General features: G+C 66.8%; 21 protein-coding genes and 1 pseudogene. 7 read left to right on the top strand and 15 right to left on the bottom strand.

The annotated features are described in order from the left end of the window. Window positions 1–20 precede the first annotated feature (20 nt). Window positions 21–392, bottom strand: a complete 372-nt coding sequence (locus F4Y45_03585) for a cupin domain-containing protein (protein ID MXY23590.1) — start codon at window positions 390–392, stop codon at window positions 21–23. Between the two features lie 298 nt (window positions 393–690). Here F4Y45_03585 and F4Y45_03590 point away from each other — a divergent pair, with 298 nt between their 5' ends. Together F4Y45_03590 and F4Y45_03595 are read left to right on the top strand one after the other, a co-directional pair. Continuing rightward, on the top strand, window positions 691–2,760 hold the full coding sequence (locus F4Y45_03590) for a dehydrogenase (protein ID MXY23591.1): 2,070 nt from the start codon (window positions 691–693) through the stop codon (window positions 2,758–2,760). 179 nt (window positions 2,761–2,939) lie between these two features. Continuing rightward, window positions 2,940–3,824, top strand: coding sequence for a hypothetical protein (locus F4Y45_03595; GenBank protein MXY23592.1), 885 nt, complete (start codon window positions 2,940–2,942; stop codon window positions 3,822–3,824). A gap of 29 nt (window positions 3,825–3,853) precedes the next feature. On the opposite strand, the gene atpF is transcribed toward F4Y45_03595, so the two are convergent. From atpF to F4Y45_03665, 14 genes are all read right to left on the bottom strand, one after another. Beyond that, the gene (gene atpF / locus F4Y45_03600) at window positions 3,854–4,354 is read right to left on the bottom strand and encodes a F0F1 ATP synthase subunit B (GenBank protein ID MXY23593.1); all 501 of its coding nucleotides are present in this window, start codon (window positions 4,352–4,354) and stop codon (window positions 3,854–3,856) included. A gap of 9 nt (window positions 4,355–4,363) precedes the next feature. Beyond that, window positions 4,364–4,588 carry an ATP synthase F0 subunit C gene (locus F4Y45_03605; GenBank protein ID MXY23594.1) on the bottom strand — a complete coding sequence of 75 codons (225 nt, stop codon included), beginning with the start codon at window positions 4,586–4,588 and terminating at the stop codon, window positions 4,364–4,366. 40 nt (window positions 4,589–4,628) lie between these two features. Continuing rightward, window positions 4,629–5,570: a F0F1 ATP synthase subunit A gene (atpB, locus tag F4Y45_03610; GenBank protein MXY23595.1), complete on the bottom strand. Its 942-nt coding sequence runs from the start codon at window positions 5,568–5,570 to the stop codon at window positions 4,629–4,631. A 12-nt stretch (window positions 5,571–5,582) separates the two neighbouring features. Further along, window positions 5,583–5,933: a hypothetical protein gene (locus F4Y45_03615; protein MXY23596.1), complete on the bottom strand. Its 351-nt coding sequence runs from the start codon at window positions 5,931–5,933 to the stop codon at window positions 5,583–5,585. Window positions 5,934–5,986: 53 nt separating this feature from the next. Continuing rightward, complete coding sequence (locus F4Y45_03620; GenBank protein MXY23597.1) at window positions 5,987–6,229, bottom strand: hypothetical protein; 243 nt, start codon at window positions 6,227–6,229, stop codon at window positions 5,987–5,989. A 447-nt stretch (window positions 6,230–6,676) separates the two neighbouring features. Further along, the gene (locus F4Y45_03625) at window positions 6,677–8,146 is read right to left on the bottom strand and encodes an NADH-quinone oxidoreductase subunit N (GenBank protein ID MXY23598.1); all 1,470 of its coding nucleotides are present in this window, start codon (window positions 8,144–8,146) and stop codon (window positions 6,677–6,679) included. A gap of 25 nt (window positions 8,147–8,171) precedes the next feature. Further along, window positions 8,172–9,761, bottom strand: coding sequence for an NADH-quinone oxidoreductase subunit M (locus tag F4Y45_03630; protein MXY23599.1), 1,590 nt, complete (start codon window positions 9,759–9,761; stop codon window positions 8,172–8,174). A 21-nt stretch (window positions 9,762–9,782) separates the two neighbouring features. Then, complete coding sequence (gene nuoL, locus F4Y45_03635) at window positions 9,783–11,882, bottom strand: NADH-quinone oxidoreductase subunit L (GenBank protein MXY23600.1); 2,100 nt, start codon at window positions 11,880–11,882, stop codon at window positions 9,783–9,785. A 12-nt stretch (window positions 11,883–11,894) separates the two neighbouring features. Next, the gene (gene nuoK, locus F4Y45_03640) at window positions 11,895–12,203 is read right to left on the bottom strand and encodes an NADH-quinone oxidoreductase subunit NuoK (GenBank protein ID MXY23601.1); all 309 of its coding nucleotides are present in this window, start codon (window positions 12,201–12,203) and stop codon (window positions 11,895–11,897) included. A gap of 8 nt (window positions 12,204–12,211) precedes the next feature. Then, window positions 12,212–12,775: an NADH-quinone oxidoreductase subunit J gene (locus F4Y45_03645; protein ID MXY23602.1), complete on the bottom strand. Its 564-nt coding sequence runs from the start codon at window positions 12,773–12,775 to the stop codon at window positions 12,212–12,214. A gap of 3 nt (window positions 12,776–12,778) precedes the next feature. Next, complete coding sequence (nuoH, locus tag F4Y45_03650) at window positions 12,779–13,783, bottom strand: NADH-quinone oxidoreductase subunit NuoH (protein ID MXY23603.1); 1,005 nt, start codon at window positions 13,781–13,783, stop codon at window positions 12,779–12,781. Between the two features lie 25 nt (window positions 13,784–13,808). Next, window positions 13,809–14,948 (bottom strand): NADH-quinone oxidoreductase subunit D, encoded by a 1,140-nt coding sequence (locus tag F4Y45_03655; GenBank protein ID MXY23604.1) that lies wholly within the window; start codon window positions 14,946–14,948, stop codon window positions 13,809–13,811. Window positions 14,949–14,961: 13 nt separating this feature from the next. Further along, on the bottom strand, window positions 14,962–15,510 hold the full coding sequence (locus F4Y45_03660) for an NADH-quinone oxidoreductase subunit C (GenBank protein MXY23605.1): 549 nt from the start codon (window positions 15,508–15,510) through the stop codon (window positions 14,962–14,964). 228 nt (window positions 15,511–15,738) lie between these two features. After that, window positions 15,739–16,095 carry an NADH-quinone oxidoreductase subunit A gene (locus F4Y45_03665; protein MXY23606.1) on the bottom strand — a complete coding sequence of 119 codons (357 nt, stop codon included), beginning with the start codon at window positions 16,093–16,095 and terminating at the stop codon, window positions 15,739–15,741. A gap of 76 nt (window positions 16,096–16,171) precedes the next feature. Between F4Y45_03665 and F4Y45_03670 the strand changes: the two genes are divergently transcribed. From F4Y45_03670 to hemC, 5 genes and pseudogenes are all read left to right on the top strand, one after another. Then, complete coding sequence (locus F4Y45_03670) at window positions 16,172–17,092, top strand: VWA domain-containing protein (protein ID MXY23607.1); 921 nt, start codon at window positions 16,172–16,174, stop codon at window positions 17,090–17,092. Next, the gene (locus F4Y45_03675) at window positions 17,089–18,024 is read left to right on the top strand and encodes a VWA domain-containing protein (GenBank protein MXY23608.1); all 936 of its coding nucleotides are present in this window, start codon (window positions 17,089–17,091) and stop codon (window positions 18,022–18,024) included. Before F4Y45_03670 ends, F4Y45_03675 begins: the two co-directional genes overlap by 4 nt. Then, window positions 18,021–18,854, top strand: a complete 834-nt coding sequence (locus F4Y45_03680) for a hypothetical protein (protein MXY23609.1) — start codon at window positions 18,021–18,023, stop codon at window positions 18,852–18,854. The genes F4Y45_03675 and F4Y45_03680 overlap by 4 nt, the downstream gene beginning before the upstream one ends. Before the next feature lie 19 nt (window positions 18,855–18,873). Then, window positions 18,874–20,157, top strand: coding sequence for a glutamyl-tRNA reductase (locus tag F4Y45_03685; GenBank protein MXY23610.1), 1,284 nt, complete (start codon window positions 18,874–18,876; stop codon window positions 20,155–20,157). Then, a pseudogene (gene hemC, locus F4Y45_03690) lies at window positions 20,154–21,071 on the top strand (hydroxymethylbilane synthase). The gene F4Y45_03685 and the pseudogene hemC overlap by 4 nt, the downstream one beginning before the upstream one ends. The last annotated feature ends 850 nt before the right edge of the window (window positions 21,072–21,921 follow it).

Raw genomic sequence — 21,921 nt, forward strand, 5'->3', positions numbered from 1 at the left:
CGCCGGAGAGTGTCGCACACTCACTCGCCCACCGGAGAGCCCGCCGGCACTCGGCGGGACGCGAGCCAGTCCTCGCGGATCGGACTGAACGTCTCCAGCGTGAAGGTGTCGTCGAGCGCCTCTGCCTGATGAGCGGCTCCGGGCGAGATTCGCAGCACCTCCCCCTCCCGCACTACGACCTCGGCGCCATCGACCACCACCCGAAGGGCGCCTTGCAGGACGTACTGCAGTTGCTCGCTCTCGTGTCGATGGAGCGGGACCAGAGCGCCTCGCTTCAGGTAGACCTGCGCCAGCATCTGCCGCTCGCCGGCGACGATCTTGCGCGAAACCAGCTCGGTCACCTTGTCCAGAGCGATCTCGTCCCAGCGATGGACGACGGGGGCGACAGGCATCAGGCGTCCTCCGGTTGGGGAAACAGGACCGGTCCCTATAACTCTATGATAGCAAACAGTTTGCGGTGACTGGAGATAGATCCTCGACGGCAGTTGCCACGCCGCCACCGTGATATAGTGTGAGTGTGCTCGTCATGCCATCAGGCTGGCCGGCGCCCGGCGCTTCCGCTCTCCCCGGAGGCTCCGGAGCATGAAGCAGCCGGGCATTGCCAACGGGGCTTCGGCCAGCGCTCGAACCGCGGCGGCGCATCGGACGGCGGGACTGACACGCGAACAGTTGCATCGCTTCTACCGGACGATGCTGCTCGCGCGGCGTCTTGACGACCGGGAGCTGCAACTCAAGAACCAGAGCCTCAGCTACTTCCAGATCAGCGGCGCCGGCCACGAGGCGGTGCAGGTGGCGGCGGGGCTGGCGCTCCGGCCGGGCCACGACTGGGTCTTCCCCTACTACCGCGACCGGGCGCTCTGCCTGGCGCTTGGCCTGACCGCCGAGGAGATGCTGCTCAGCGCGGTGGGCGCCCGGCACGAGCCATTCTCCGGCGGCCGGCAGATGCCTACCCACTGGAGTTCGCCCCGCCTGCAGATCGTCTCGCCGTCGAGTTGCTGCACGACGCAATGCCTGCACGCGGTCGGCGCGGCAGAGGCGGGCGACCTGCGGCAGCGGGTGTCCGGCCTCGAAACGCTCGTAGACGGCGTGGACGACGAGGTGGTGCTGGTGTCGATGGGAGACGGCCAGACGAGCGGCGGCGAGTTCTGGGAGTCACTCAACACCGCCTGCAACCGCAACCTGCCAGTCGTCTACCTGGTGGAGGACAACGGCTACGCGATCTCCGTGCCGGTCGAGGTGCAGACAGCGGGCGGTGACATCTCGGGCCTCGTCGAGTCGTTCCCCGGCCTTCACGTCGTGCGCGTGGACGGCACCGACGGCATCGCCAGCTACGACGCGATGGCCGAGGCGGTCGCCTGGGCTCGCGCCCGTTCCGGTCCCGCCTTCGTGCATGCGCATGTCGTCCGTCCGTACTCCCATTCGATGTCGGACGACGAGCGCAACTACAAGATCGAGGAGGAACGCGCGGCGGAGGCGGCGCGTGACCCACTGCGCCGGTTCGCGCAGTTCCTTCGCGAGGGCGGCCACGCGAACGAAGCGGAGCTCGCCGCCATTGCCGACGATGTCGCGCGCGAGATTCAGCAGGCGACGGATCGGGCCATCGCAGCCCCCAAGCCGGAGGTCGGTGAAGCCACGCTGTACGTCTATTCCCCGGACATCGATCCCACGTCCGCGACGTTCGAGTCCACGCCCGCCGGAGGCGGAGACGCGACCGGCGCGGCCGACGTGGAAGGGCCTAAGGCGGACACGCTGGTCACCGCCATTAACCGGACCCTGCGGGACGAAATGGGTCGAGATCCGCGGATCGTGATCTTCGGCGAGGACGTCGCGGACGCCAGCCGCGCCGAGATCCTGTCGGAAGTGCCCGGCAAGGGCGGCGTGTTCAAGGCGACCCTCGGCCTGCAGCGTGCGTACGGTTCGGACCGCGTCTTCAACTCGCCGCTCGCCGAGGCGAACATCGTCGGACGCGCGATCGGCATGGCCATCCGCGGATTGAAGCCGGTGGTGGAGATTCAGTTCTTCGACTACATCTGGCCGGCCATGATGCAGATCCGGGACGAGCTGACCATGCTCCGCTACCGGTCGAACAATGCCTGGTCGTGCCCTGTCGTGATCCGGGCGCCCATCGGCGGCTACCTCAGGGGGGGCGCCCTGTACCACAGCCAGTCGGGCGAGAGCATCTTCGCCCATTGCCCCGGCCTGCGGATCGCCTTCCCGTCGGACGCGGAGGATGCGGCCGGCCTGCTGCGCACCGCGATCCGGTGTGACGATCCGGTCCTTTTCCTGGAGCACAAGCACCTTTACCGCCAGACCTACAACAAAGGCGTCTACCCGGGCGCGGACTACACGCTGCCGTTCGGCCGCGCGGCGGTCCGCCGCGATGGGGCCGACGTCACGGTCATCACCTGGGGCGCCCTGGTGCAACGCACCCTGTTGGCCGCACAACGGGCAAGCCAGGAGGGAATCGATGTCCGCGTGATCGACCTGCGGACTATCGCGCCGTACGACTGGGACGGCATCGCCGAGGCGGTGCGCGCGACCAGCCGCGTCGTCATCGCCCACGAGGATCAGCTCACCTGCGGTTTCGGCGGCGAGTTGGCGGCGCGGATCGCGGACGAGTTGTTCGATCAGCTCGACGCGCCGATCAAGCGCGTCGCCGCGCTCGACTGCCCCGTCGCGTACGCCCCCGTTCTCGAGGAGGCGATCCTCCCGCAGGCGTCCGACATCCTCGACGCCGTGCGTGAGGTAGCGGGCTACTGATCCGACCCTCTAATCGCCGCTCGACTGTAGCGGGGGTTTCACCACGGGCTGCCAGATTCTGGGTTCCGCTCGCCATCGCGCTGCTCGCCGCAGGCGCACCCGGCGCACAGCAGGTCGAACGCCTCCGATCCTCGGGCGGCCTGCCGGCGCACGTCGTGGGCACGTTCCGCGAGCCTTCCGTGTATCAGGAGTCGGACGACGGATCCGCTTACGTCTTCGACCGGCGCGGCCATTCCGTCTACCGCCTCGCACCCGGCGCCGACTCGGCGGAGCAACTCGTGCAGATAGGCCCGGAAGAGGGGCGAATCATCTCGGCGAGCACGCTCGACCTGGGCGCGGGCGGCCGATTCGTCGTCGCCGACGCGCCGGAGGGGCGGGAGCGGGTGCAACTGTTCGAGAACGACGGGACGCGCCTCGGCAGCTTCCGGATTCCGGGCCGGGCGGCGCCCCGCCTGACGCTGGGCGACTGGGTGCTCAACGGAATCGGCTCGCTCGAGTTCACCGGCCGCGCGATCCTGATCAATCAGGCGGAGAGCGGCGGTTTGATCACGCTCTACAGCCTGAACGGCTACCCGTACCAGACCATCGGATTGTTCCGGGCCACCGGCCACGAGTCGGAGCGGGACCTGCACATCGCGCTCAACAGCGGAATCCCGCTCGCCGACCCCGCGACCGGCGGCTACTACTTCGTCTTCCAGGGGGGGCGGCCCGCGTTCCGGAAGTACGACCGCGACGGAGCGCTGGTGTTCGAGCGCGTCGTGCAGGGTCCGGAAGTCGACCCGATCGCCAACAACCTGCCGGCCATCTGGCCCGAACGGACCGACGAACGGGGCCGCACCCTGCCGGTCGTCCCGCCGAACGTCCGGACCGCGGCGCTCGACCAGCGCGGCAACCTCTGGATCGCGCTGTCCGTGCCCTACCTCTACGTCTACAACCCGGACGGTGAGAAGATCCGGACGGTCCAACTGGAGGCGGCCGGGCTGGTGCTCCCGTCGAGCCTCCACTTCCCGGACGAGACGCGCCTCCTGGTGGCGCCCGGCTGCTACGAGTTCACCGTCTGGTGAATGGCGGTGGGCGTTCGACGAGCCCCTGGCTACTGAATCCGCCGTGACTCGACCTGCTTGAGGGCGTCGTCTATCAGGGATTCGTTGTCGGCCCGGGTGAGGTTGCGCCGGATGAGCTTGGAGGCGATGGCCAGGGATAGGTCTACCGCTTCCTCCCGGATCTGGGCAACCGCCCGGTCACGCTCGAGCTGAATCTGCCGCTGGGCGTTTCCGACTATCGACTGCGCCTCGCTTCGGGCCTGCGCCTTCATCTCTTCGCGCAGCCTCCTGCCGTCGGCGCGGGCTTCGACCAGGATGGCGTCCGCCTCAATGCGCGCCTGGCCGATCAGCGCCTCCGCCTTCTCCTGCACCTCCGCCAGTTCGCGTTTGGCGGTCTCGGCGTCGTCGAGCGACTTCCGGATGCTCTCCTGCCGCTCCTCCAGCGCGTTGAGGAGCGGCCTCCACGCGAACTTCCTGAGCAGCGTGAAGAGGGTCAGGAAGACCGCGATCGCCCAGAAGTACAACCCGGGTTCGATGCGGACCAGGTCCATGAGGGTTCCCTACTGGAGCAGGACGATGACGAGAATGAAGACCTCGGCGAGGATCGCGACGCCTTCGAGCAGGAAGAGCGGCAGGTTGACCGCGCCAGTGATCTGTGCGGCGGCGCTGGGCTGCCGCGCTATGCCTTCGGCGGCGGCGGCGGCGAAACGGCCGATCCCGAGGCCCGCGCCAATAACGATCAGTCCGAGCCCCAGCGCCGCGCCGACGATGTACAAGCCTTCCATCCGTGTAACCCTCCGTTTCGTTTGTGTTTGTGTCTTGCGATCAGTGATGCACGTTGATGGCCATGCCGATGAACACGGCCGTGAGCAGGGTGAAGACGTATGCCTGCACCAGGATGACGATGATCTCGAGCGCGCTGATACCTACCGCCAGCGGCAGCGAGACCGCCACGCCAACGCCGACGCCGGCGGCCGCGCCGAAGAGTTCCGAGAAGATGAAGACGAAGCCGAGGATCGAGAGAATGGCGATGTGTCCGCCCGTCATGTTGGCGGCAAGCCGCATCGTCAGCGCGAACGGCTTGACGAACATGCCCATCACTTCGATCGGGATCAGAAGGATGTAGAGCGGCCACGCGAGGCCGTGCGGCACCAGATTGACCCAGTGCTTGACGAAGCCGTGCGCAAGCGTACCGGCGACGATGATGGAGAAGAAGGTGACCGTGGCAAGTCCCGCGGTGACGTTGAAGTTGGCCGTCGCGGTGGTGCCGCCGTGGATGATGTTCTTGACCACCGAGTGCTCGCCGGTGTGGAGCACGTAGTGGTCTAGCAGGCCGACCACCTCGAACATCGGGATCAGCCCGACCGCGTTCGCTACCAGGATGAAGCAGAAGAAAGTGAGAACCAGCGGCGCCCACGTCTTGACGTACTTGGCGCCGACGTTGGGGAGGACTATCGAGTCGCGAATGAACACGACGACGAACTCGAGCGCGTTCATGAAGCCGGCCGGAATCATTCGGTCCTGCCGCAGGTAGCGGCGGACGGTTGTCGTAATCAGAAGGAAGACGGCCGTCGCGACGAGCAGCAGCATGAAGACGTGCTTCGTGATCGAGAAATCGATACCGAAGACCGGCGGCAGGTGCAGGATGGGATGCTCGAGCGATCCGTTCGCGACGTGCGAGATGATCACCTCGCCGGCGTCGAATCCCTCGGCTGCGTGCTCCGCCGCCGGATCGACAGCGTGGTCGTCGTGTTCAGGCTGAAGCATCGTTTCCGGGGGTCAGTTCGAGAACAGCCGCTGCAGGTGCACGGCCTCGGCCAGGTGGAAAGCAACGAATGAAACAGTGAAGCTGCCGATGAACCAGATCGGATCGAGCGTCAGCACGGCGATCGCCAGCGCGACATAGGCGCCGAACGCCACGATCTTGCCAAGGAACAGTCGGAGCATCAATCTGGATACGCGCTCGGGGCTTTGCCGGTAGGCCCGATCCATCGCCACCAGCGAACCGGTGGCGACGACGAGCGGTCCCAACATGCCGAGCAGCACCGCCGGAGCCGCGGCGGGGACGGCCAGGGCCACGATGGAGCCGGCGGCAACGACAAGCGCGCCGGTGATCCAGGTTGTCCGCATCTCCATCATTCCGTGTCGGGTCGCGCGTTAACCGTGCCGCCGTCCGCCAACGCCTACCGGCGCCAGACCACCTTCGCCATCTCGTAGAAACCGACCACAAGTCCCGCCAGCAGCCCGACCAGCAAACCCCACGGTTCCGTGCCCTGCCAGCGGTCCAACGCGTAGCCGGAACCGCCGAGAAACAGAATCGCCCCGATCAACGTGTAACTGGCCGCTGCCGCCGGTCCTGCCCTGCGGATGTTCTCTTGCAGGAAACGGAAGGAACGCGCCAGGTACGGGTCTCGCTCGTCGGGCATGCGAACGCTCGCCAGTGGCGCGTGTCCGAGCCGTCCGGTTCGCCGGTTAGCATCCGGCCAGCCCCGGACGGCCCCCTCCCGAAGCAAAACAAACGATGAATCTTACCAAGCGGGTACGGCCGGGGCAAGAACTGCGGTTCCGGCACGCGGGTACCCCGGTCGACCGCTCTCCGGTTCGGGGGGCGAACTGCGGGCCGCGCCAAAACACACCAAAAAAACATATGTAGCTGCTGGTTTTGTGGGTATAAAAACAGTCTACCCAGCCCAGCCAGCGATCTAGTTCACCCGAACCTCGTCAACGGTGTCGGCGCCCGGACATGAGGCGCGACACCAAGCGCCGTGGCGCCATCCCTACGCACGATTATCGTCTTCTCGACGATCTGAGTGCCGGCCTGGAGGCCGGCGCACCAGGGCCGGCGCACCAAGGAGGCGGACGCGCCGACGGGATCAGTTGCCGGGCGCGCCGGGGAACGAGGCCGCCGACATGTCGATGGCGACCATCGCGCTGTCGAAGAGCTGATTGGGCAGGACACCGAAGAGGAGCGAGCCGATGACCGCGATGACAAGCGCGGTCGCGATGGCGGGCGTCATGCTGATCGGGGAGCCGAACTGCTCGTCCTTGAGCCACATGAAGACGACGATGCGGTAGTAGTAGTAGAGCGAGATGACGCTGTTGACGACAAAGATGACGGCGAGCCAGACGAGGCCCGACTCGATCGCGGCGCTGAAGAGCCAGAGCTTGCCCATGAAACCGGCGGTGGGCGGGATGCCGCCGAGCGACAGCATGAAGATCAGCATCGCGACGGCGGCGAGCGGTTGGCGGATGTAGAGGCCGCTCAGGTCCTTCAGTTCGTCTCCCACCACGTCCTTCCGGCGGAGCATGGTGATCACGGCGAACGCGCCGAGCTGCATGAAGATGTAGACGAAGAGGTAGACCATCGCCGCGGCGACGCCGCGGCCGGTGCCAGCCACGAGCCCGATCAGCACGTAGCCGGCGTGGGCGATCGACGAGTAGGCCAGCATCCGCTTCGTGTTGGTCTGGGTGATGGCGGCGATGTTGCCGACGGTCATCGTGATCGCGGCCAGCACCCAGAAGATCAGTTGCCAGTCGGCGGCAAGAGCCGGCAAGCCCTCGACGAAGATCCGGATCAGCATCGCGAACGAGGCCGCTTTCGAACCGACCGACAGGAACGCGGTCACCGGCGTCGGCGATCCCTCGTAGACATCGGGCGCCCACATGTGGAACGGGACGGCGGCGATCTTGAAGCCCATGCCGGCCGCCACCAGGATGATCGCCAGCGTGAGCAGCAGCGAGCTGCCCGAATCGGCGACCGACTCGGCGATGCCCGCCAGGTTGGTGGTGCCGGTCGCGCCGTAGAGCAGCGACATCCCGTAGAGAAGGATGCCGAGCGAGAAGGCGCCCAGCAGGAAGTACTTCACCGCCGCCTCGTTCGACCGCTGGCTCGGTTTCAGGAAGCCGGCCAGGATGTAGAACGAGATCGCCATCGTCTCGAGGCCGATGAAAAGCGTGATCAGATCGATCCCGCACGCCATGAACATCATGCCGAGCGTGGCGCAGAGAATCAGGAAGCAGTACTCGCCGGCGCGCACCCCCTCGACCTTCAGGTAAGGCGCCGACATCAGGACCGTCAGCACCGCCGACAGGATGAAGATCGTCTTGAAGAACGCGGCGAAGCCGTCAATCGCCAGGAGGCCCGCCGACACCGTCAGATCGACGCCGGCGAACGCCAGGACGACTCCGCCGGTCACCACCAGCGTCACCAGCGTGGCGCCGAGGATGGCCCGGTCCCCCTTCGGGAACAGGACGTCGACCACGAGCACGATGAGCGCGCCCGCCGTCAGCAGGATCTCCGGCAGGATGTAGTAGAAGTCGGCGGCGGTGAATCCGGCTGGCATTCAGGTTCCTGTTGGCGGCTAGCAGCTAGTTCCCCGCCGCGTCAGCCGCGGCCGGGCCGGCATCGACCTCCACCTCGACCGCTCCGTCGTCCGCCTCGCGCAGCGCGAACCGCGGCGTGTAGTCGCCGTCCACCCGCATCATCACCTTGTCGACCGAGGTTTCGAGCCGGTCAAGGAACGGCTTCGGGTAGAGGCCAATCCAGACGGCCAGAATCAGCAACGGCACGAACGTCGCGAATTCGCGCAGGGTGAGATCGGGCAGCCCCTCGTTCTTCGGGTTGTCCACGGTTCCGAACATCGTCCGCTGGTAGAGCCAGAGCATGTAGGCGGCGCCCAGCACGATGCCGCTCGCGGCAAAGAACGCCCAGACCTTCGAAACGACGAAGATCCCCTGCAGGATCAGCAGCTCGCCGATGAAGCCGTTCAGCGTCGGCAATCCGATCGACGACATCGTCATCACCAGGAAGACCGCCGCGTAGATCGGCATGACCTTCGACAGCCCGCCGTACTCCGCGATGAGCCGGGTGTGCCGCCGCTCGTAGACGATGCCGACGATGAGGAACAGCGCCCCGGTCGAAATGCCGTGGTTGAGCTGCTGCACGATGCTGCCGGTGATGCCGACCGGCGTCAGCGCGAACATGCCGAGCATCACCATCCCCATGTGGCTGACGCTCGAGTACGCCACCAGGCGTTTCCAGTCGCGCTGCGCCATGGCGACCAGCGCGCCGTACACGATCCCGATGATCGACAGGAGCACGACCGCCGGCACGAATGCCGCCGACCCCTCGGGCAGGATCGGCAGGCTGAAGCGAATGAAGCCGTAGGTCCCCATCTTCAGCAGGACCGCGGCCAGGATGACCGACCCTGCCGTCGGCGCGTCGGTGTGCGCGTCGGGCAGCCAGGTGTGGAACGGGAACATCGGCACCTTGACCGCGAACCCGAGGAAGAACGCGAGGAAGATCCACCACTGCAGGTCGTACGGGATGTTCAGCTCGTGGAACACCGTCACGTCGAACGTGTACACCCCGGTGATCGAGTGCTGGTAGAAGTAGACGGCCAGGATGCCGAGCAGCATGATGACGCTGCCGACCAGCGTGAAGAGGAAGAACTTGATCGCCGAGTAGAGCCGGTTGTCGCTGCCCCAGATGCCGATGAGGAAGTACATCGGCACCAGCATCACTTCCCAGAAGAGGAAGAAGAGCAGGAAGTCGAGCGCGACGAAGGCGCCGATCATCCCGGTCTGCAACATCAGCAGGAAGAAGTAGTACTCCTTCACTCGCATCGTGATGGCGGTCCACGACGACAGGACCGCTATGACACCCATCATCGTCGTCATCAGGATCAGCAGCACGCTGAAGCCGTCGACGCCGAGGCTGTAGGAAGCGCCGATGGACGGAATCCACTCCAGCTGCTCGCGGAACTGCCACTCGGGATTCGAGCCGTCGTACCAGAACCAGAGCGGGAGCGACACCAGGAAACCGGCGCCGGCCGTGATGTTGGCGATCCAGCGGATCAGGTTCCCGTTCTGCTGGCTGACGAACAGCAGGATGATCGCGCCGACCAGCGGCGTGAACAGGATCAGCGACAGCAGCGGGAAGTCGAGGACGTTATTCATGACACTGCACTCGTGGCCAGGCTAGCGGGCAAACAGGTACCACGTGATGAAAGCGAACACCCCGACCAGCGTGGCGAACGCGTAGTTCTGAATCAAACCGGTCTGCACGCGGCGGAACACGTAGCTGGCTTCCCCGCAGACCCAGGCGGTCAGGTTGACCAGGCCGTCGACGACATACTTGTCGAGGACATGGGATACCCATGACCCCATGATGGTGGTCCAGCCGGTACCGTTCACCGCACCGTCCACCACCCGTTTGTCGACCGTCCACAGGCCGCCCGCGCTCCCCATGGTGCCGCGCACGACCGTCGCGTCGTACAGCTCGTCGACGTAGTACTTGTTGGTCAGGACGCGGTGGGCGCCGGCGAACGAAGCAGCCATCTGCTCCGACCTCTCCGGCTGCTGCACATAGTTGCGGTGCGCAAACCAGATGCCGCCGACCGCCAGCAGCACCGAGAACGCCATCAACGCCCACTCGATTTCGTAGTGGTGCTCCTCCTCGGCGGCATGCAGCGCTCCGGGCACGGTGAAGCTCGGCTCGAGGAAATGCTCGATCATGTTGCTGCCGCCGAGCGCCGCCGGGACGCCGACGAAACCGGCGATGACCGCGCCGACCGCGAGCACGATCAGCGGCCAGGTCATCACGCGAGGCGACTCGTGCGGCCCGTGCCAGGCATGGCCGTGCCCGCCGTCGTCCCCGTGCCCGTGGGCGTCGCCGTGGTGGTCTCCGCCATGCGCATCGGGAGCCGGGCCACGGTAGGCGCCGAAGAACGTCATGTTGATCAGCCGGAACATGTAGAACGCCGTCATCAGGGCGGTCAGGGCGCCGAGGCCCCAGAGAACCGGGCTGTGCAGGAACGTCCGGTAGAGGATCTCGTCCTTGCTGAAGAATCCCGACAGCGGCGGGATGCCGGCGATGGCCACTGCGCCGATCGTCATCGTCCAGAAGGTGATCGGCATCTTCGACTTCAGGCCGCCCATCCTCCGCATGTCCTGCTCCTCGTTCATCCCGTGGATGACCGAGCCGCTGCCGAGGAAGAGGAGCGCCTTGAAGAAGGCGTGCGTCATCAGGTGGAAGGCGCCCGCCGCGAACGCGCCGACCCCGGTTGCGAGGAACATGTAGCCGAGCTGCGACACCGTGGAGTACGCCAGCACCCGCTTGATGTCGGTCTGGACGAGGCCGATCGTCGCCGCCATCAACGCCGTCAGCACGCCGACCACCGCGACGATCAGCATCACCATCGGCGCTTGCTCGAACAGCACGGCGTTGCGGCAGACCATGTAGACGCCCGCCGTCACCATCGTCGCGGCATGGATCAGGGCGGAGACCGGCGTCGGGCCTTCCATCGCATCGGGCAGCCAGACGTACAGCGGAATCTGCGCGCTCTTTCCTGCGGCCCCGATGAAGAGCAGGATGCAGATGAGCGACAGGACGCCGAAGCCGACCGCGGCGGTCTCGACCGGCATCGCCGAGGCGGCCTCCGCCACCGCGCGGAAGTCGAGCGTCCCGAACGTGAAGAAGACCAGGAAGATACCGAGGATGAAGCCCCAGTCGCCGATGCGGTTGACGATGAACGCCTTCTTGCCGGCATCCGACGCGCTCTTCTTCGTGTACCAGTAGCCGATCAGCAGGTAGGAGCAGAGCCCCACCCCTTCCCAGCCGACGAACATCACCAGGAAGTTGCTCCCCAGCACCAGCGTCAGCATGAAGAAGCAGAAGAGATTCAGGTAGCAGAAGAAGCGCGCCACGCCGCCCCGCGGCTCGTGGTCGATGTAGCCGACGGAGTAGATGTGAATGAGGAATCCGATGCCGGTCACGACCAGCAGCATCATCCCGCTGAGGGGGTCGAGGGTGAACGCCCAGGGCACCTCGAACGAGCCCATGCCGCCTACCGTCTCGAGCGGGATTGGCGGGATCCAGTGCGCCACCTCGACCTTGTGGTAGCGGTCGGGATCGCCCAGCAGTTGCGCGAACGCGTTGATGCTCAGGACGAGCGCGCCCGCCATCGTCGTGACGGCGAGCATGCCGGCGGTCTTCTTGCTGAAATAGCGGATCCCGATCAGGCCGTTGACGGCGGCGCCGATTCCGGGCAGGAGCGGGATCAACCAGATGAGGTCCATGAAACTACCGTGCTACCACCGCATCAACTGAATCTCGTCGATGTTGACGGTCTCCTTGTTGCGGTAGAACGCGATGATGATGCCGAGGCCCACCGCCGCCTCGGCCGCCGCCACCGCGATGACGAAGACGACGAATACCTGCCCGGCCAGATCCTGCAGCTGGTGCGCGAGCGCGATCAGGTTGATGTTGACCGCGTTCAGGATCAACTCGATCGACATGAAGATGATGATGACGTTGCGGCGCACCAGAACGCCGATGACGCCGATCATGAACAGCGCCGCCGCGAGCAGGCTGTAGTGGAGCGGCGTAACCTCGAGCAGGCCCATCGCTATTCTCCGCTCCCCTCGTCCGCTCCCCGCATCTCGCCGAGGTGGCGCTTCGAGAGCACGATGGCTCCGATCATCGCCACGAGCAGCAGCATCGACGCCAGCTCGAACGGAATCAGGTAGTTGGTGTAGAGCACCCAGCCGAGCTGCTCGGTGTTGCCGGTTGCGAACGGCGTGTCGGAGCCGAGACCGCCCGACGCCGCCGACGCTCCCATCCCCCGATAGGCCACCACCACCGCGATGCCGACCAGCTCGGCCAGTACCGCGCCGGCCAGGATCAGGCCGGTACGGGCGGCGCGCCGCGGGTCGGAGTAGCGCTCCGGCTCCTTCTTCAGGTTGACGAGCATGACGACGAACAGGTAGAGAACGACGATCCCGCCGGCGTACACCAGCACCTGGATCACCGCCACGTACTCCGCCGCGAGCGTCACGTAGAGGACCCCCACGAGGAGGAAGTTCATCACCAGGAACAGCACGCTGTGGACCGCGCTCCGGGCGGAAACCACCCCGATCCCCAAGCCGAGAATCAACGCCGCGAGCAGCCAGAAGACCAGCGCGTCAGCCATCGTCTACAGCAGTACCTTCAGCACGCCGGTCACCACCAGGTTGGCGATCGCCACCGGGATCAGCACTTTCCAGCCGAGCGCCATCAACTGGTCGTAGCGGAAGCGCGGAAGCGTAGCCCGGATCCAGATGAAGACGTAGAGGGAAAGGAAGACTTTCCCGGTGAACCAGATCCAGGGGGGCACGAAGTCGAGGAAGGCCAGCGCCTCGATGCTGGGAAACGGCCGGAGCCAGCCCCCGAAGAACATGATGACCACGATCGCGGAGATGACGATGATGTTGGCGTATTCCGCCAGGAAGAAGAGCGCGAACCGCATCCCGCTGTACTCGGTGTGGAACCCGCCGGTCAGTTCCGTCTCCGCCTCCGGCAGGTCGAACGGCGCGCGGTTGGTCTCGGCGAGGCCGCCGATGAAGACCAGCACCAGGGCCACCGGCTGGATGAAGGCGAACCACAGCCCGCCGTCGCGCTGCGCCTCGACGATGTCGACGAGGTTGAGCGTGCCCGTGGTCAGGACCACGCTCACGAGCGTCATCACCACCGCGATCTCGTAGCTGATGAGCTGCGCCGAGGCCCGCAGGCTGGCCAGCAGCGGGTACTTGGAATTCGACGCCCAGCCGCCCAGGATGATCCCGTAGACGCCGATCGACGTCACCGCGATGATGAACAGCAGGCCGATGTTGACGTCACTGATGTAGTAGAGCGGGTCCGGCCCGAACGGCACCACCGAGAACACCACCAGCGCGGGCACCAGACTCAGGATCGGGGCCAGGGTGAAGACGTAGCGATCCACCTTCCGCGGGGTGATGTCCTCCTTGAGGATCAGCTTGATCGGGTCGGCGATCGCCTGCAGGATGCCGTACGGCCCGACGCGCATCGGACCGAGCCGCGACTGCGCCCAGGCGATCACCTTCCGCTCCATCAGCACCAGGAAGGTGACCGCGACCAGCACCGCGTTCAGCAGCACGGCGATCTTGAGCAACGGGACGACGACGCTCTCGAGGAAGTTCATGGCGTTCGCCGGGCGGCCAGCCGACCTACCGGTCCACCTCCCCCAGAACGATGTCGATGGTGCCGATCAGCGCCACGACGTCCGCGACCATGTGCCCCACCACCAGGCGCCGGAGCCCCTGCAGGTTGCAGAACGACGGCGGCCGGACGCGGAATCGGTACGGGTTGGTCGACTTCCCATCGCTCACGATGAAGTAACCCAACTCGCCCTTGGGCGATTCGATCGCGTGGTAGGTCTCGCCGGCGGCCGGCTTCAGCAGTCGTGGCACCTTGCCGACGAACGGTCCCTCCGGTATCCCCTCGATCGCCTGGCGGATGATCCGGATCGACTCGCGGAACTCGTCCATCCGGATCAGATAGCGGTCGTAGGTGTCGCCGTTCGTGCCGATCGGGATGTTGAAGTCGAATTCGTCGTACGCCGCGTACGGCTCGTCCTTCCGTACGTCGCGCAGCACGCCGGATCCTCGAAGCGGCGGGCCGCACAGCCCGAGCCCGATCGCTTCGTCGGCCGGGATGACGCCGACGTTGCGCGTCCGCTTCAGCCAGATCCGGTTGTTGGTCAGCAGCGTCTCGTAGTCGTTCAGCTTCCCTTCCATCAGGTCGCAGAAGGCGAGCACCTTCTGATCCCAGCCGGGCGGGATGTCGAGCGGCAGACCGCCTACGCGCATCGAGTTGTAGGTGAGGCGGGCGCCGCAGAACTCTTCGAACAGGTCGAGCACGAACTCCCGCTCGCGAAACGCATACAGCAGGACGGTCATCGCGCCGATGTCCATCGCGTGCGTTCCCAGCCAGAGGCAGTGGCTTGCGATCCGCTGCAGCTCCGCCAGGATGGTCCGGACGTAGCGGGCCCGACGCGGCACCTCGACCTGCATCAGCTTCTCGACCGCCTCGCAGTAGCCGAGGTTGTTGGTGGCGGCGGCGACGTAGTCCATCCGATCGGTGAGCAGGATGATCTGCGTCCAGTCGCGATTCTCCGACAGCTTCTCGATGCCGCGGTGGATATAGCCGATGACGCAGTCGGCGTCTATCACCTTCTCGCCGTCGAGCTTCAGCACCACGCGCAGCACGCCGTGCGTGCTGGGGTGCTGCGGTCCCATGTTGATGACGAGTTCGTCGGTGTCGAACTGCGTCGCCGAGGCGCGCGGGGGGGCGAGCGTTGTCGCCATCGGATCGGCCACGCTATTCGATCTCCTCGTCGGCGGCGCCCACCACCGCTTCGTCCGGCAGGTTCCGGACCCGAAGCCAGTCCTGCGGGTTCTCCATCAACAGCTCGCCCGGACCCTCCAGCGGATAGTCCTTCCGCTGCGGGTGGCCCTGCCACTCGTCCGGCATCAGGATCCGGCGCAGGTCGGGATGATTCACGATGTTCACGCCGAACTGATCCCACACTTCGCGCTCCAGCCAGTTCGCCGCCGTCCAGAGGCACGTGACCGATTCGATCGGATCGTCCTCGCCGGCCCGCACCTTCACGCGCAGACGGTGGCGATGGCGGGTGGAGTACAGGCAGTAGATCACGTCGAAGCGCTGCTCCCGCGGCGGCCAATCGACCGCCGTGACGTCCGAGCAGTAATCGAACGTGGTTGCGGGATCGTCACGCAGGAAGCGCATTACGTCGAGCAGGCGATCGGCGGCAACGATGACCGTCCAGTCACCCACCCAAAAGGAAACCTGCGAAACGGCGCCCGGCACCCCTTCTTGTAGCGCCGTAACCGCCGGCGGCAACGCCATCCCGTCGGGGGGCGCCTGGTCCTCGGGGCCCTTGGGAGGCTCCGGCGGAGCTTTCGGCTTCGGCTTCGGCCGCGGCCGGGCAGCGGCCCCCGGTGCGGGCCGGGGCAAGGGCTTCGGCTGCGGGGCGGTTCCCGTCTCGGCTCCGGGCGCGGGCCGCGCCGGCGCTCCGCCTTCCGGCCCCTGCGGCTTGCTCTCGTCCGTCATGGAAGTCGTTTGCCGGCCCTGCCGTCAGGCCCAGTCGAGCGCGCCCTTGCGCCAGGCGTACACGTAGCCGATCACCAGGATGAAGAGGAAGACCAGCATCTCGATCAGGCCGAAGAGCGCCAGCTCGTCCATGACGACCGCCCAGGGAAACATGAAGACCGTCTCGACGTCGAAGATGACGAAGAGCATCGCCACCAGGTAGTACCGCACGCTGTATCGATCGCGCGCGTCGGTGAGCGGCTCGATCCCGCACTCGTACGGCTCCAGCTTCACTTTGTTGAAACCGCTCGAATGGACCAGTTTCGAGATCATCAGGGTGAAGATCGCGAACCCGATCGCGACGAGAATGAACAGGAGAATCGGTATGTAGGCGTCGAGCATCTTCGGTTCGGGAGCGCGCGCGTGCGGGCCGGAAAACCGCGCAGATTCTATATACTCGCATCAGGTTTGACAACCCATGGCGCACTACCGCGCGGCGTGCGCGCTGGTCCTCGTGCTGACGGCAGGCGCGTCGGTCGCCGCCCAGCCCACGTCCGCCCCGACTGAGCGGCAGATCTTGGTTTCGGTCCTCGACGACGACGGGGCACCGGTTCCCGATCTCACGACGACGGATTTCGAGATCCGCGAGGACGACGTGCCTCGCGAGGTACTCCGCGTCGAGCCGGCGGGTGACGGCCGGCACGTCATCCTTCTTGCCGACACCAGCCAGGCAGCCGTCCGCGCCACCTCCCACATCCGGAGCGGCCTCGAGGCGTTCGTGGACGGGATGCATGGCGACAACGAGATCGCACTCGTCACGTTCGGCGGGGCGCCCCGCATCCTGGTCCCCGCCACCCGGGACCTGGAGCGGCTCCTCGAGGGCATCGGCGAGGTGTTTCCGCGGCAGGGCGAAGCAGCGTACCTTCTCGACGCCATAGACCAAGTGGCGGACGGGATCGTTCAGCGCGCGCCCGAGCGTCCGGTCATCGTCGCGGTGGCGAGCGACGGGATCGACTACAGCAATCGGAACGCCCGCCAGACGCTGGACGCGGTGAAGGAGAGCGGCGCTTCCGTCTACATCTTCTCCCTCATCGATCGGCGAAACACGCGAGCCAACTTCGGGGCGTTCGGCAACGTCGATCGGCAGCAGATCATCGAGCGCGACATGCTGCTTGAGCAGGGACCTTCGGAGAGCGGCGGGCGCCACCGGGAGCTTCTGGCCAGCTCCGCCCTCGAACGCGCGATGGACGAACTCGTGGCGGAGTTGCGAGGTCAGTACCTGGTCACCTACTCCCGGCCCGGCGCTCTCATCCCGCCCGAGACGGTCTCCGTCGACGTCAACCGCCCCGACATGGACGCGCGCGGCACCCCGCTCCGGACACAGGGAGAACGGCCGTGATCCGGGTCAAGCGGGCGATAATCGCCGGAGTCGGCGCCTCACTGCTCGCAATCACCGCGTCCGCCCAGCCGCCCGACACGCGAAGTCCGACGTTCCGGGCCGGCGTCGACGTGGTTTCGCTCAGCATTACCGTCACCGACGGTGACGGCCGGTTCGTGACCGACCTGGAACAGGCCGATTTCCTCGTTTACGAAGATGGCGTGCAACAGGACATCACCTTCTTCACGAAGACCCAGTTGCCCATCGCGCTGGCGCTGCTGATGGACACCAGCGCCAGCATGGACGAGCGGATGACCACCGCGCAGGAGGCCGCGATCGGGTTCGCGGAGCGGCTCCGGACCGAAGACCTCGCGGAGGTCGTCGACTTCGACAGCCGCGTCGATATCCTCCAGACGTTCACCAACGACATCGAGCTGCTCGAGACCGCGATCCGCCAGACCACCGCGGGCGGCTCGACATCGCTGTACAACGCGCTCTACATCGCCTTGCGGGAAATGGCCAAGGCTCCGCTGCAGGAGGCCGACCTGCGTCGGGAGGCAATCGTCGTTCTCTCGGACGGAGAAGACACGTCCAGCCTCGTCACGTTCGATGAAGTGCTCGAGCTGGCGAAGCGCTCCGAAACCGCCATCTACTCGATCGGTCTGCAGTCGGAGGAGAGCCGGACCCGCCGCGGATTCCGCGAGGCGGACTTCGTTCTTCGCCAGTTGGCCCAGGAAACGGGTGGCCGCGCCTTCTTTCCGGAGAAGGTGGAGGAGCTGACGGCCATCTATCAACAGATTTCCGAGGAGCTGTCAAGCCAGTACGCGGTCGGCTACATCTCGGCCAATCCGCTCCGCAACGGCGCCTGGCGTCGCATCATCGTCCGCGCCGATCGGGAGCACGTCACGGCACGAACCAAGCAGGGCTACTACGGACCGAGCGGCCGACGATGAACGCGATTCCCCTTCTCCTTTACGCCATGGCCGGCGTCGCCTACGCCATACATTTCTGGCAGCGCAGCGCCCGGTCCGGGCAACTGGCCACGCTGGCCCTCGGCGCCGGGTCGCTCGTCCACACCTTCATCATCGGCATGCAGACGATGCAGGTAGGACATGTCCCGCTGGCCGGCACCACCGGCGCCATTTCGGCATTCGTCTGGGTGCTGGGGCTCGCCTATCTCTACACCGAGATGACGACCGGCGAGCGCGCAATGGGACTGTTCATCGCGCCGCTGCTGGTCGCGCTGCAACTGATTCCGGCGATCGGCAACAGCGTCTCGGCGCGTCCCCCGGTGCTGGAGAGTCGCTGGTTCGAAACGCACGTCTCGTCGCTGCTGATGGCGTACGCCGCGTTCGCCCTCGCCTGCGTCATCAGCGTCACGTACCTGCTGCTCTTCAAGGAACTGAAGGGGAAACACCTGGGCGTCTTCTACGCGCGGCTGCCCTCGCTCGACAACCTGGATCGCATGAACAGCCGCGCCGTCGCCATCGGCTGGATCTTCCTGACCGTCGGCCTCACCGTCGGCGGGGTCTGGCTGCTGCAGGTGGGGTCGGCGACGGCGGACCCGCGCGTGCAGGCAATGTCGCTGTTCGACCCGAAGATCTTCATAGTCCTGGTCTGCTGGGGCGTGTATACGTTCGAGTTGTACGCGCGCCGCGCAATCGGCTGGGGAGGGCGGCGGGCAGCGTTGCTGTCGGCGATCGGCTTCGCCATCCTGATGCTCAATTTCGTGCCGATCGGGTACTTCGGCACCGAGAGCCACAACTTCTACACGCTCGACTGACGGGACGGCAGGCGGACGGATGCACCTGTTCCTTCTCGGCGCGAGCCACCACAGCGCACCGGTCGATCTGCGGGAGCGGATCGACTTCGAGCGGCGCGGGATGACCGACGCGCTGGCCGGCATTGCCGGACTCGACGGCATCGGCGAAGTGGTCGTGCTTGCCACCTGCAACCGTTCCGAGATCTACACGGTGTGCGACGACGCGGAAGCGGCGCGCGACCGGCTTACGTCGTTCATGAGTTCGTTCCACGACGTACCGGAGCCGGAACTTGCCCCGCACCTCTACGGCCGGAACCAGGGCGATGCGGCGCGGCACCTGTTCCGCGTCGTCTCGGGGCTCGACTCCCTGGTGGTCGGCGAACCGCAGATCGCCGGGCAGGTTAAGGACGCCTTCGGCGCCGCGTCGGAGTGGGGCTTCACCGGCGCGTTGCTGAACCGGCTGTTCCACCATGCCTTCGCCGCCGGCAAGAGGGTCCGCGCGGAAACCGGCCTGGGCGAGGGCGCGGTGTCCGTCAGCTACGCGGCGATCTCGCTCGCGCGCAAGATTTTCGGCACGCTCGCCGGGCGCCGGACCCTGGTGGTGGGGGCCGGCGAGATGGCCGAGCTGACGGCGACGCACCTGCAGTCGCAGGACGTGGGGCGGATCGGCGTCGCCAACCGGACCGCGGCCCATGCCCAGACGCTTGCCGCGAAAGTGAACGGCGTTGCCGTGCCATGGGAGTCGATTACCGACGAGCTGGCGGCGACGGACATCGTCGTCACCGCCACCGGTTCGTCGAAGTGGATGCTGACGCGCGAGCACGTCGCTGACGCTATGTGGCCGCGGCGCGACCGGCCGCTCTTCATCATCGACATCGGCCTGCCGCGCGACGTCGAGCCGGCCGCGAGCGAACTGGAGCAGGTCTTCCTCTACAACATCGACGACCTCCAGGCGATCGTGCGCGAGAATCTGGCCCGCCGGCAGTCGCAGGTGGACCGCGGCGAGCAGATGGTGCGCGAGGAGGCGGACGCCTACATGCGCTGGCTCCGGTCGCGCGGCGCGATTCCAACTGTCGTGGCGCTGCGTGAGCACTTCGAGCGGACGCGGCAGGACGAACTCGAGCGCCTTGCGCCGAAGCTCGCACCGCTGTCTCCCGAAGCGCGGGCTCGAGTCGACGAGGTGACGCGCCTGCTGGTCGAGCGGCTGCTGTCGTCTCCGACCGAGCGGCTGAAGGATGCGCCGGACGACGAGGCGGCCGCCACCGATGCGGACACCCTCAACCGCCTCTTCCGCCTGCGCGACCAGCCGGTGCGCCGCCGGTGAGCAGGCTGCGAATCGGTACGCGCGGCAGCCCGCTGGCGCTCTGGCAGGCCAACCGTATCGCCGCCGCCATCGCCGCGTGCGGCGGCCCGCCCACGGAGCTCGTCGTCATCCGGACAAGCGGCGACCGGCCATCGGAACGGCCGCTTGCCGAGGAAGGCGGCAAGCGCCTCTTCGTCAAGGAGATCGAGGAGGCACTGCTGGACGGACGGGTGGATCTTGCCGTCCACAGCGCGAAGGACCTGCCGGCCGACCGTCTGCCCGGCCTGACCGTCGCCGCCGTGCTGGAGCGGGGGGATCCTCACGACGGCATCGTCCTGAACGCGGATCGCCCAGCCGGCGGTTCCGCCGACGGCATTCTCCGCGCCGGCGGAATCCGGGTCGGGACCGGCAGCATCCGGCGCACGGCGCAGCTCCGTCACGCGTATCCGGAACTCGACATTCTGCCGATCCGCGGCAACGTCGGCACCCGGCTCCGGAAGCTGGACGACGGCCAGTACGACGCCCTCATCCTCGCCGCGGCCGGCCTCGAGCGTCTCGACCTCGCTCATCGGATTGCCGCGCACCTGCCGTTCGACCTCTGTCTGCCGGCTCCCGGACAGGGAATCCTCGCCGCCGAGTACCGCGGCGACGACACGGCGACCCGCGACGTCGTCGCGACTCTCGCCGATGCGGAAACCGTGGCCGCCCTTACCGCCGAAAGAACGCTGGTCGAGGCGCTTGGCGCCGACTGCCGCACTCCGCTTGGGGCGATGGCCGCGGTCGAAGGAGACAGTCTCCGGCTACGGGCAATCGTCGCCGCCCCCGATGGCTCGCACCTGATACGCCAGGCCGGGACCGGCTCCCTCGACGATGCCGCCGGGCTGGGCGCCCGGGTCGCCCGCGCGCTCCTTGAAGGCGGCGCCGGGCGCCTCCTCCGCCCTCTCGCCGGCCGGCGCGTGCTCATCACGCGCCCGCACCATCAGGCGGCCGATTTCGCCGACGCGCTCCGCGTCCTGGGCGCCGAGCCGGTGATCGTCCCCATGATCCGGATTGTCGCCCCGGATGATGATCGCCCCCTCGCCCAGGCGTGCGCCGACGCCGCCTCGTTCGACTGGATCGTCTTTACGTCGGCCAACGGCGTCGAGGCGATGCTGTCGAGGCTTCCGGGCCGCGACCGGCGGCTGGGCGACGCAAGGATCGTCGCGGTCGGCCCCGCCACCGCGGCGCGGCTCGCCCATCACGGCATCCGCACCGACGTCATTCCGAAGCAACACCGGGCCGAAGCCGCCGCCGAGGAACTGATACACAACTACGATCTCGGCGGCGCGCGTATCCTCCTCCCCCGCGCCAGCCTCGCGACGCGGGAACTCCCTGACGCGCTGCGCGAGGCCGGCGCCACGGTCACCGACGTGACGGCCTATCGGACGATGGCGGTGACGGACACCGGAGATACGAATCTCGCCGACATGCTCGCCCGGGGCGCGCTGCACGTCGTCACGTTCACCAGCCCCTCCGCCGTCCGGACGTTCGTCACGCTCCTCGGAGGATCCGATCGGGCCGGCAAGCTCCTGGCCGGCGTCGCGGTCGCGTCCATCGGACCCGTCACGACGGCGGCGCTCGAGGAATCGGGCCTCCGGGCGGACATAGTGCCCGAGACGGCGACCGTTCCCGCCCTCGCGGAAGCGATCGCCCGGCGCACCTGACGGTTGCGCAGCCTCCCGTGGCGCAACCCTGCGCAGCACCGGGAGCGGCGAGGGTTTCACCGCAGGCTGGTAGAGTAGGCAG

It is taken from the genome of Acidobacteriota bacterium, from assembly GCA_009838525.1.
GTDB lineage: Bacteria > Acidobacteriota > Vicinamibacteria > Vicinamibacterales > UBA8438 > VXRJ01.

Coding starts and splice junctions, on each gene's coding strand:
- F4Y45_03585 (MXY23590.1), bottom strand. CDS start 392: ATGCCTGTCGCCCCCGTCGTCCATCGCTGGGACGAGATCGCTCTGGAC.
- F4Y45_03590 (MXY23591.1), top strand. CDS start 691: ATGCTGCTCGCGCGGCGTCTTGACGACCGGGAGCTGCAACTCAAGAAC.
- atpF (MXY23593.1), bottom strand. CDS start 4,354: ATGGACCTGGTCCGCATCGAACCCGGGTTGTACTTCTGGGCGATCGCG.
- F4Y45_03605 (MXY23594.1), bottom strand. CDS start 4,588: ATGGAAGGCTTGTACATCGTCGGCGCGGCGCTGGGGCTCGGACTGATC.
- atpB (MXY23595.1), bottom strand. CDS start 5,570: ATGCTTCAGCCTGAACACGACGACCACGCTGTCGATCCGGCGGCGGAG.
- F4Y45_03615 (MXY23596.1), bottom strand. CDS start 5,933: ATGCGGACAACCTGGATCACCGGCGCGCTTGTCGTTGCCGCCGGCTCC.
- F4Y45_03620 (MXY23597.1), bottom strand. CDS start 6,229: ATGCCCGACGAGCGAGACCCGTACCTGGCGCGTTCCTTCCGTTTCCTG.
- F4Y45_03625 (MXY23598.1), bottom strand. CDS start 8,146: ATGCCAGCCGGATTCACCGCCGCCGACTTCTACTACATCCTGCCGGAG.
- F4Y45_03630 (MXY23599.1), bottom strand. CDS start 9,761: ATGAATAACGTCCTCGACTTCCCGCTGCTGTCGCTGATCCTGTTCACG.
- nuoL (MXY23600.1), bottom strand. CDS start 11,882: ATGGACCTCATCTGGTTGATCCCGCTCCTGCCCGGAATCGGCGCCGCC.
- F4Y45_03645 (MXY23602.1), bottom strand. CDS start 12,775: ATGGCTGACGCGCTGGTCTTCTGGCTGCTCGCGGCGTTGATTCTCGGC.
- nuoH (MXY23603.1), bottom strand. CDS start 13,783: ATGAACTTCCTCGAGAGCGTCGTCGTCCCGTTGCTCAAGATCGCCGTG.
- F4Y45_03655 (MXY23604.1), bottom strand. CDS start 14,948: ATGGCGACAACGCTCGCCCCCCCGCGCGCCTCGGCGACGCAGTTCGAC.
- F4Y45_03660 (MXY23605.1), bottom strand. CDS start 15,510: ATGGCGTTGCCGCCGGCGGTTACGGCGCTACAAGAAGGGGTGCCGGGC.
- F4Y45_03665 (MXY23606.1), bottom strand. CDS start 16,095: ATGCTCGACGCCTACATACCGATTCTCCTGTTCATTCTCGTCGCGATC.
- F4Y45_03670 (MXY23607.1), top strand. CDS start 16,172: ATGGCGCACTACCGCGCGGCGTGCGCGCTGGTCCTCGTGCTGACGGCA.
- F4Y45_03680 (MXY23609.1), top strand. CDS start 18,021: ATGAACGCGATTCCCCTTCTCCTTTACGCCATGGCCGGCGTCGCCTAC.
- F4Y45_03685 (MXY23610.1), top strand. CDS start 18,874: ATGCACCTGTTCCTTCTCGGCGCGAGCCACCACAGCGCACCGGTCGAT.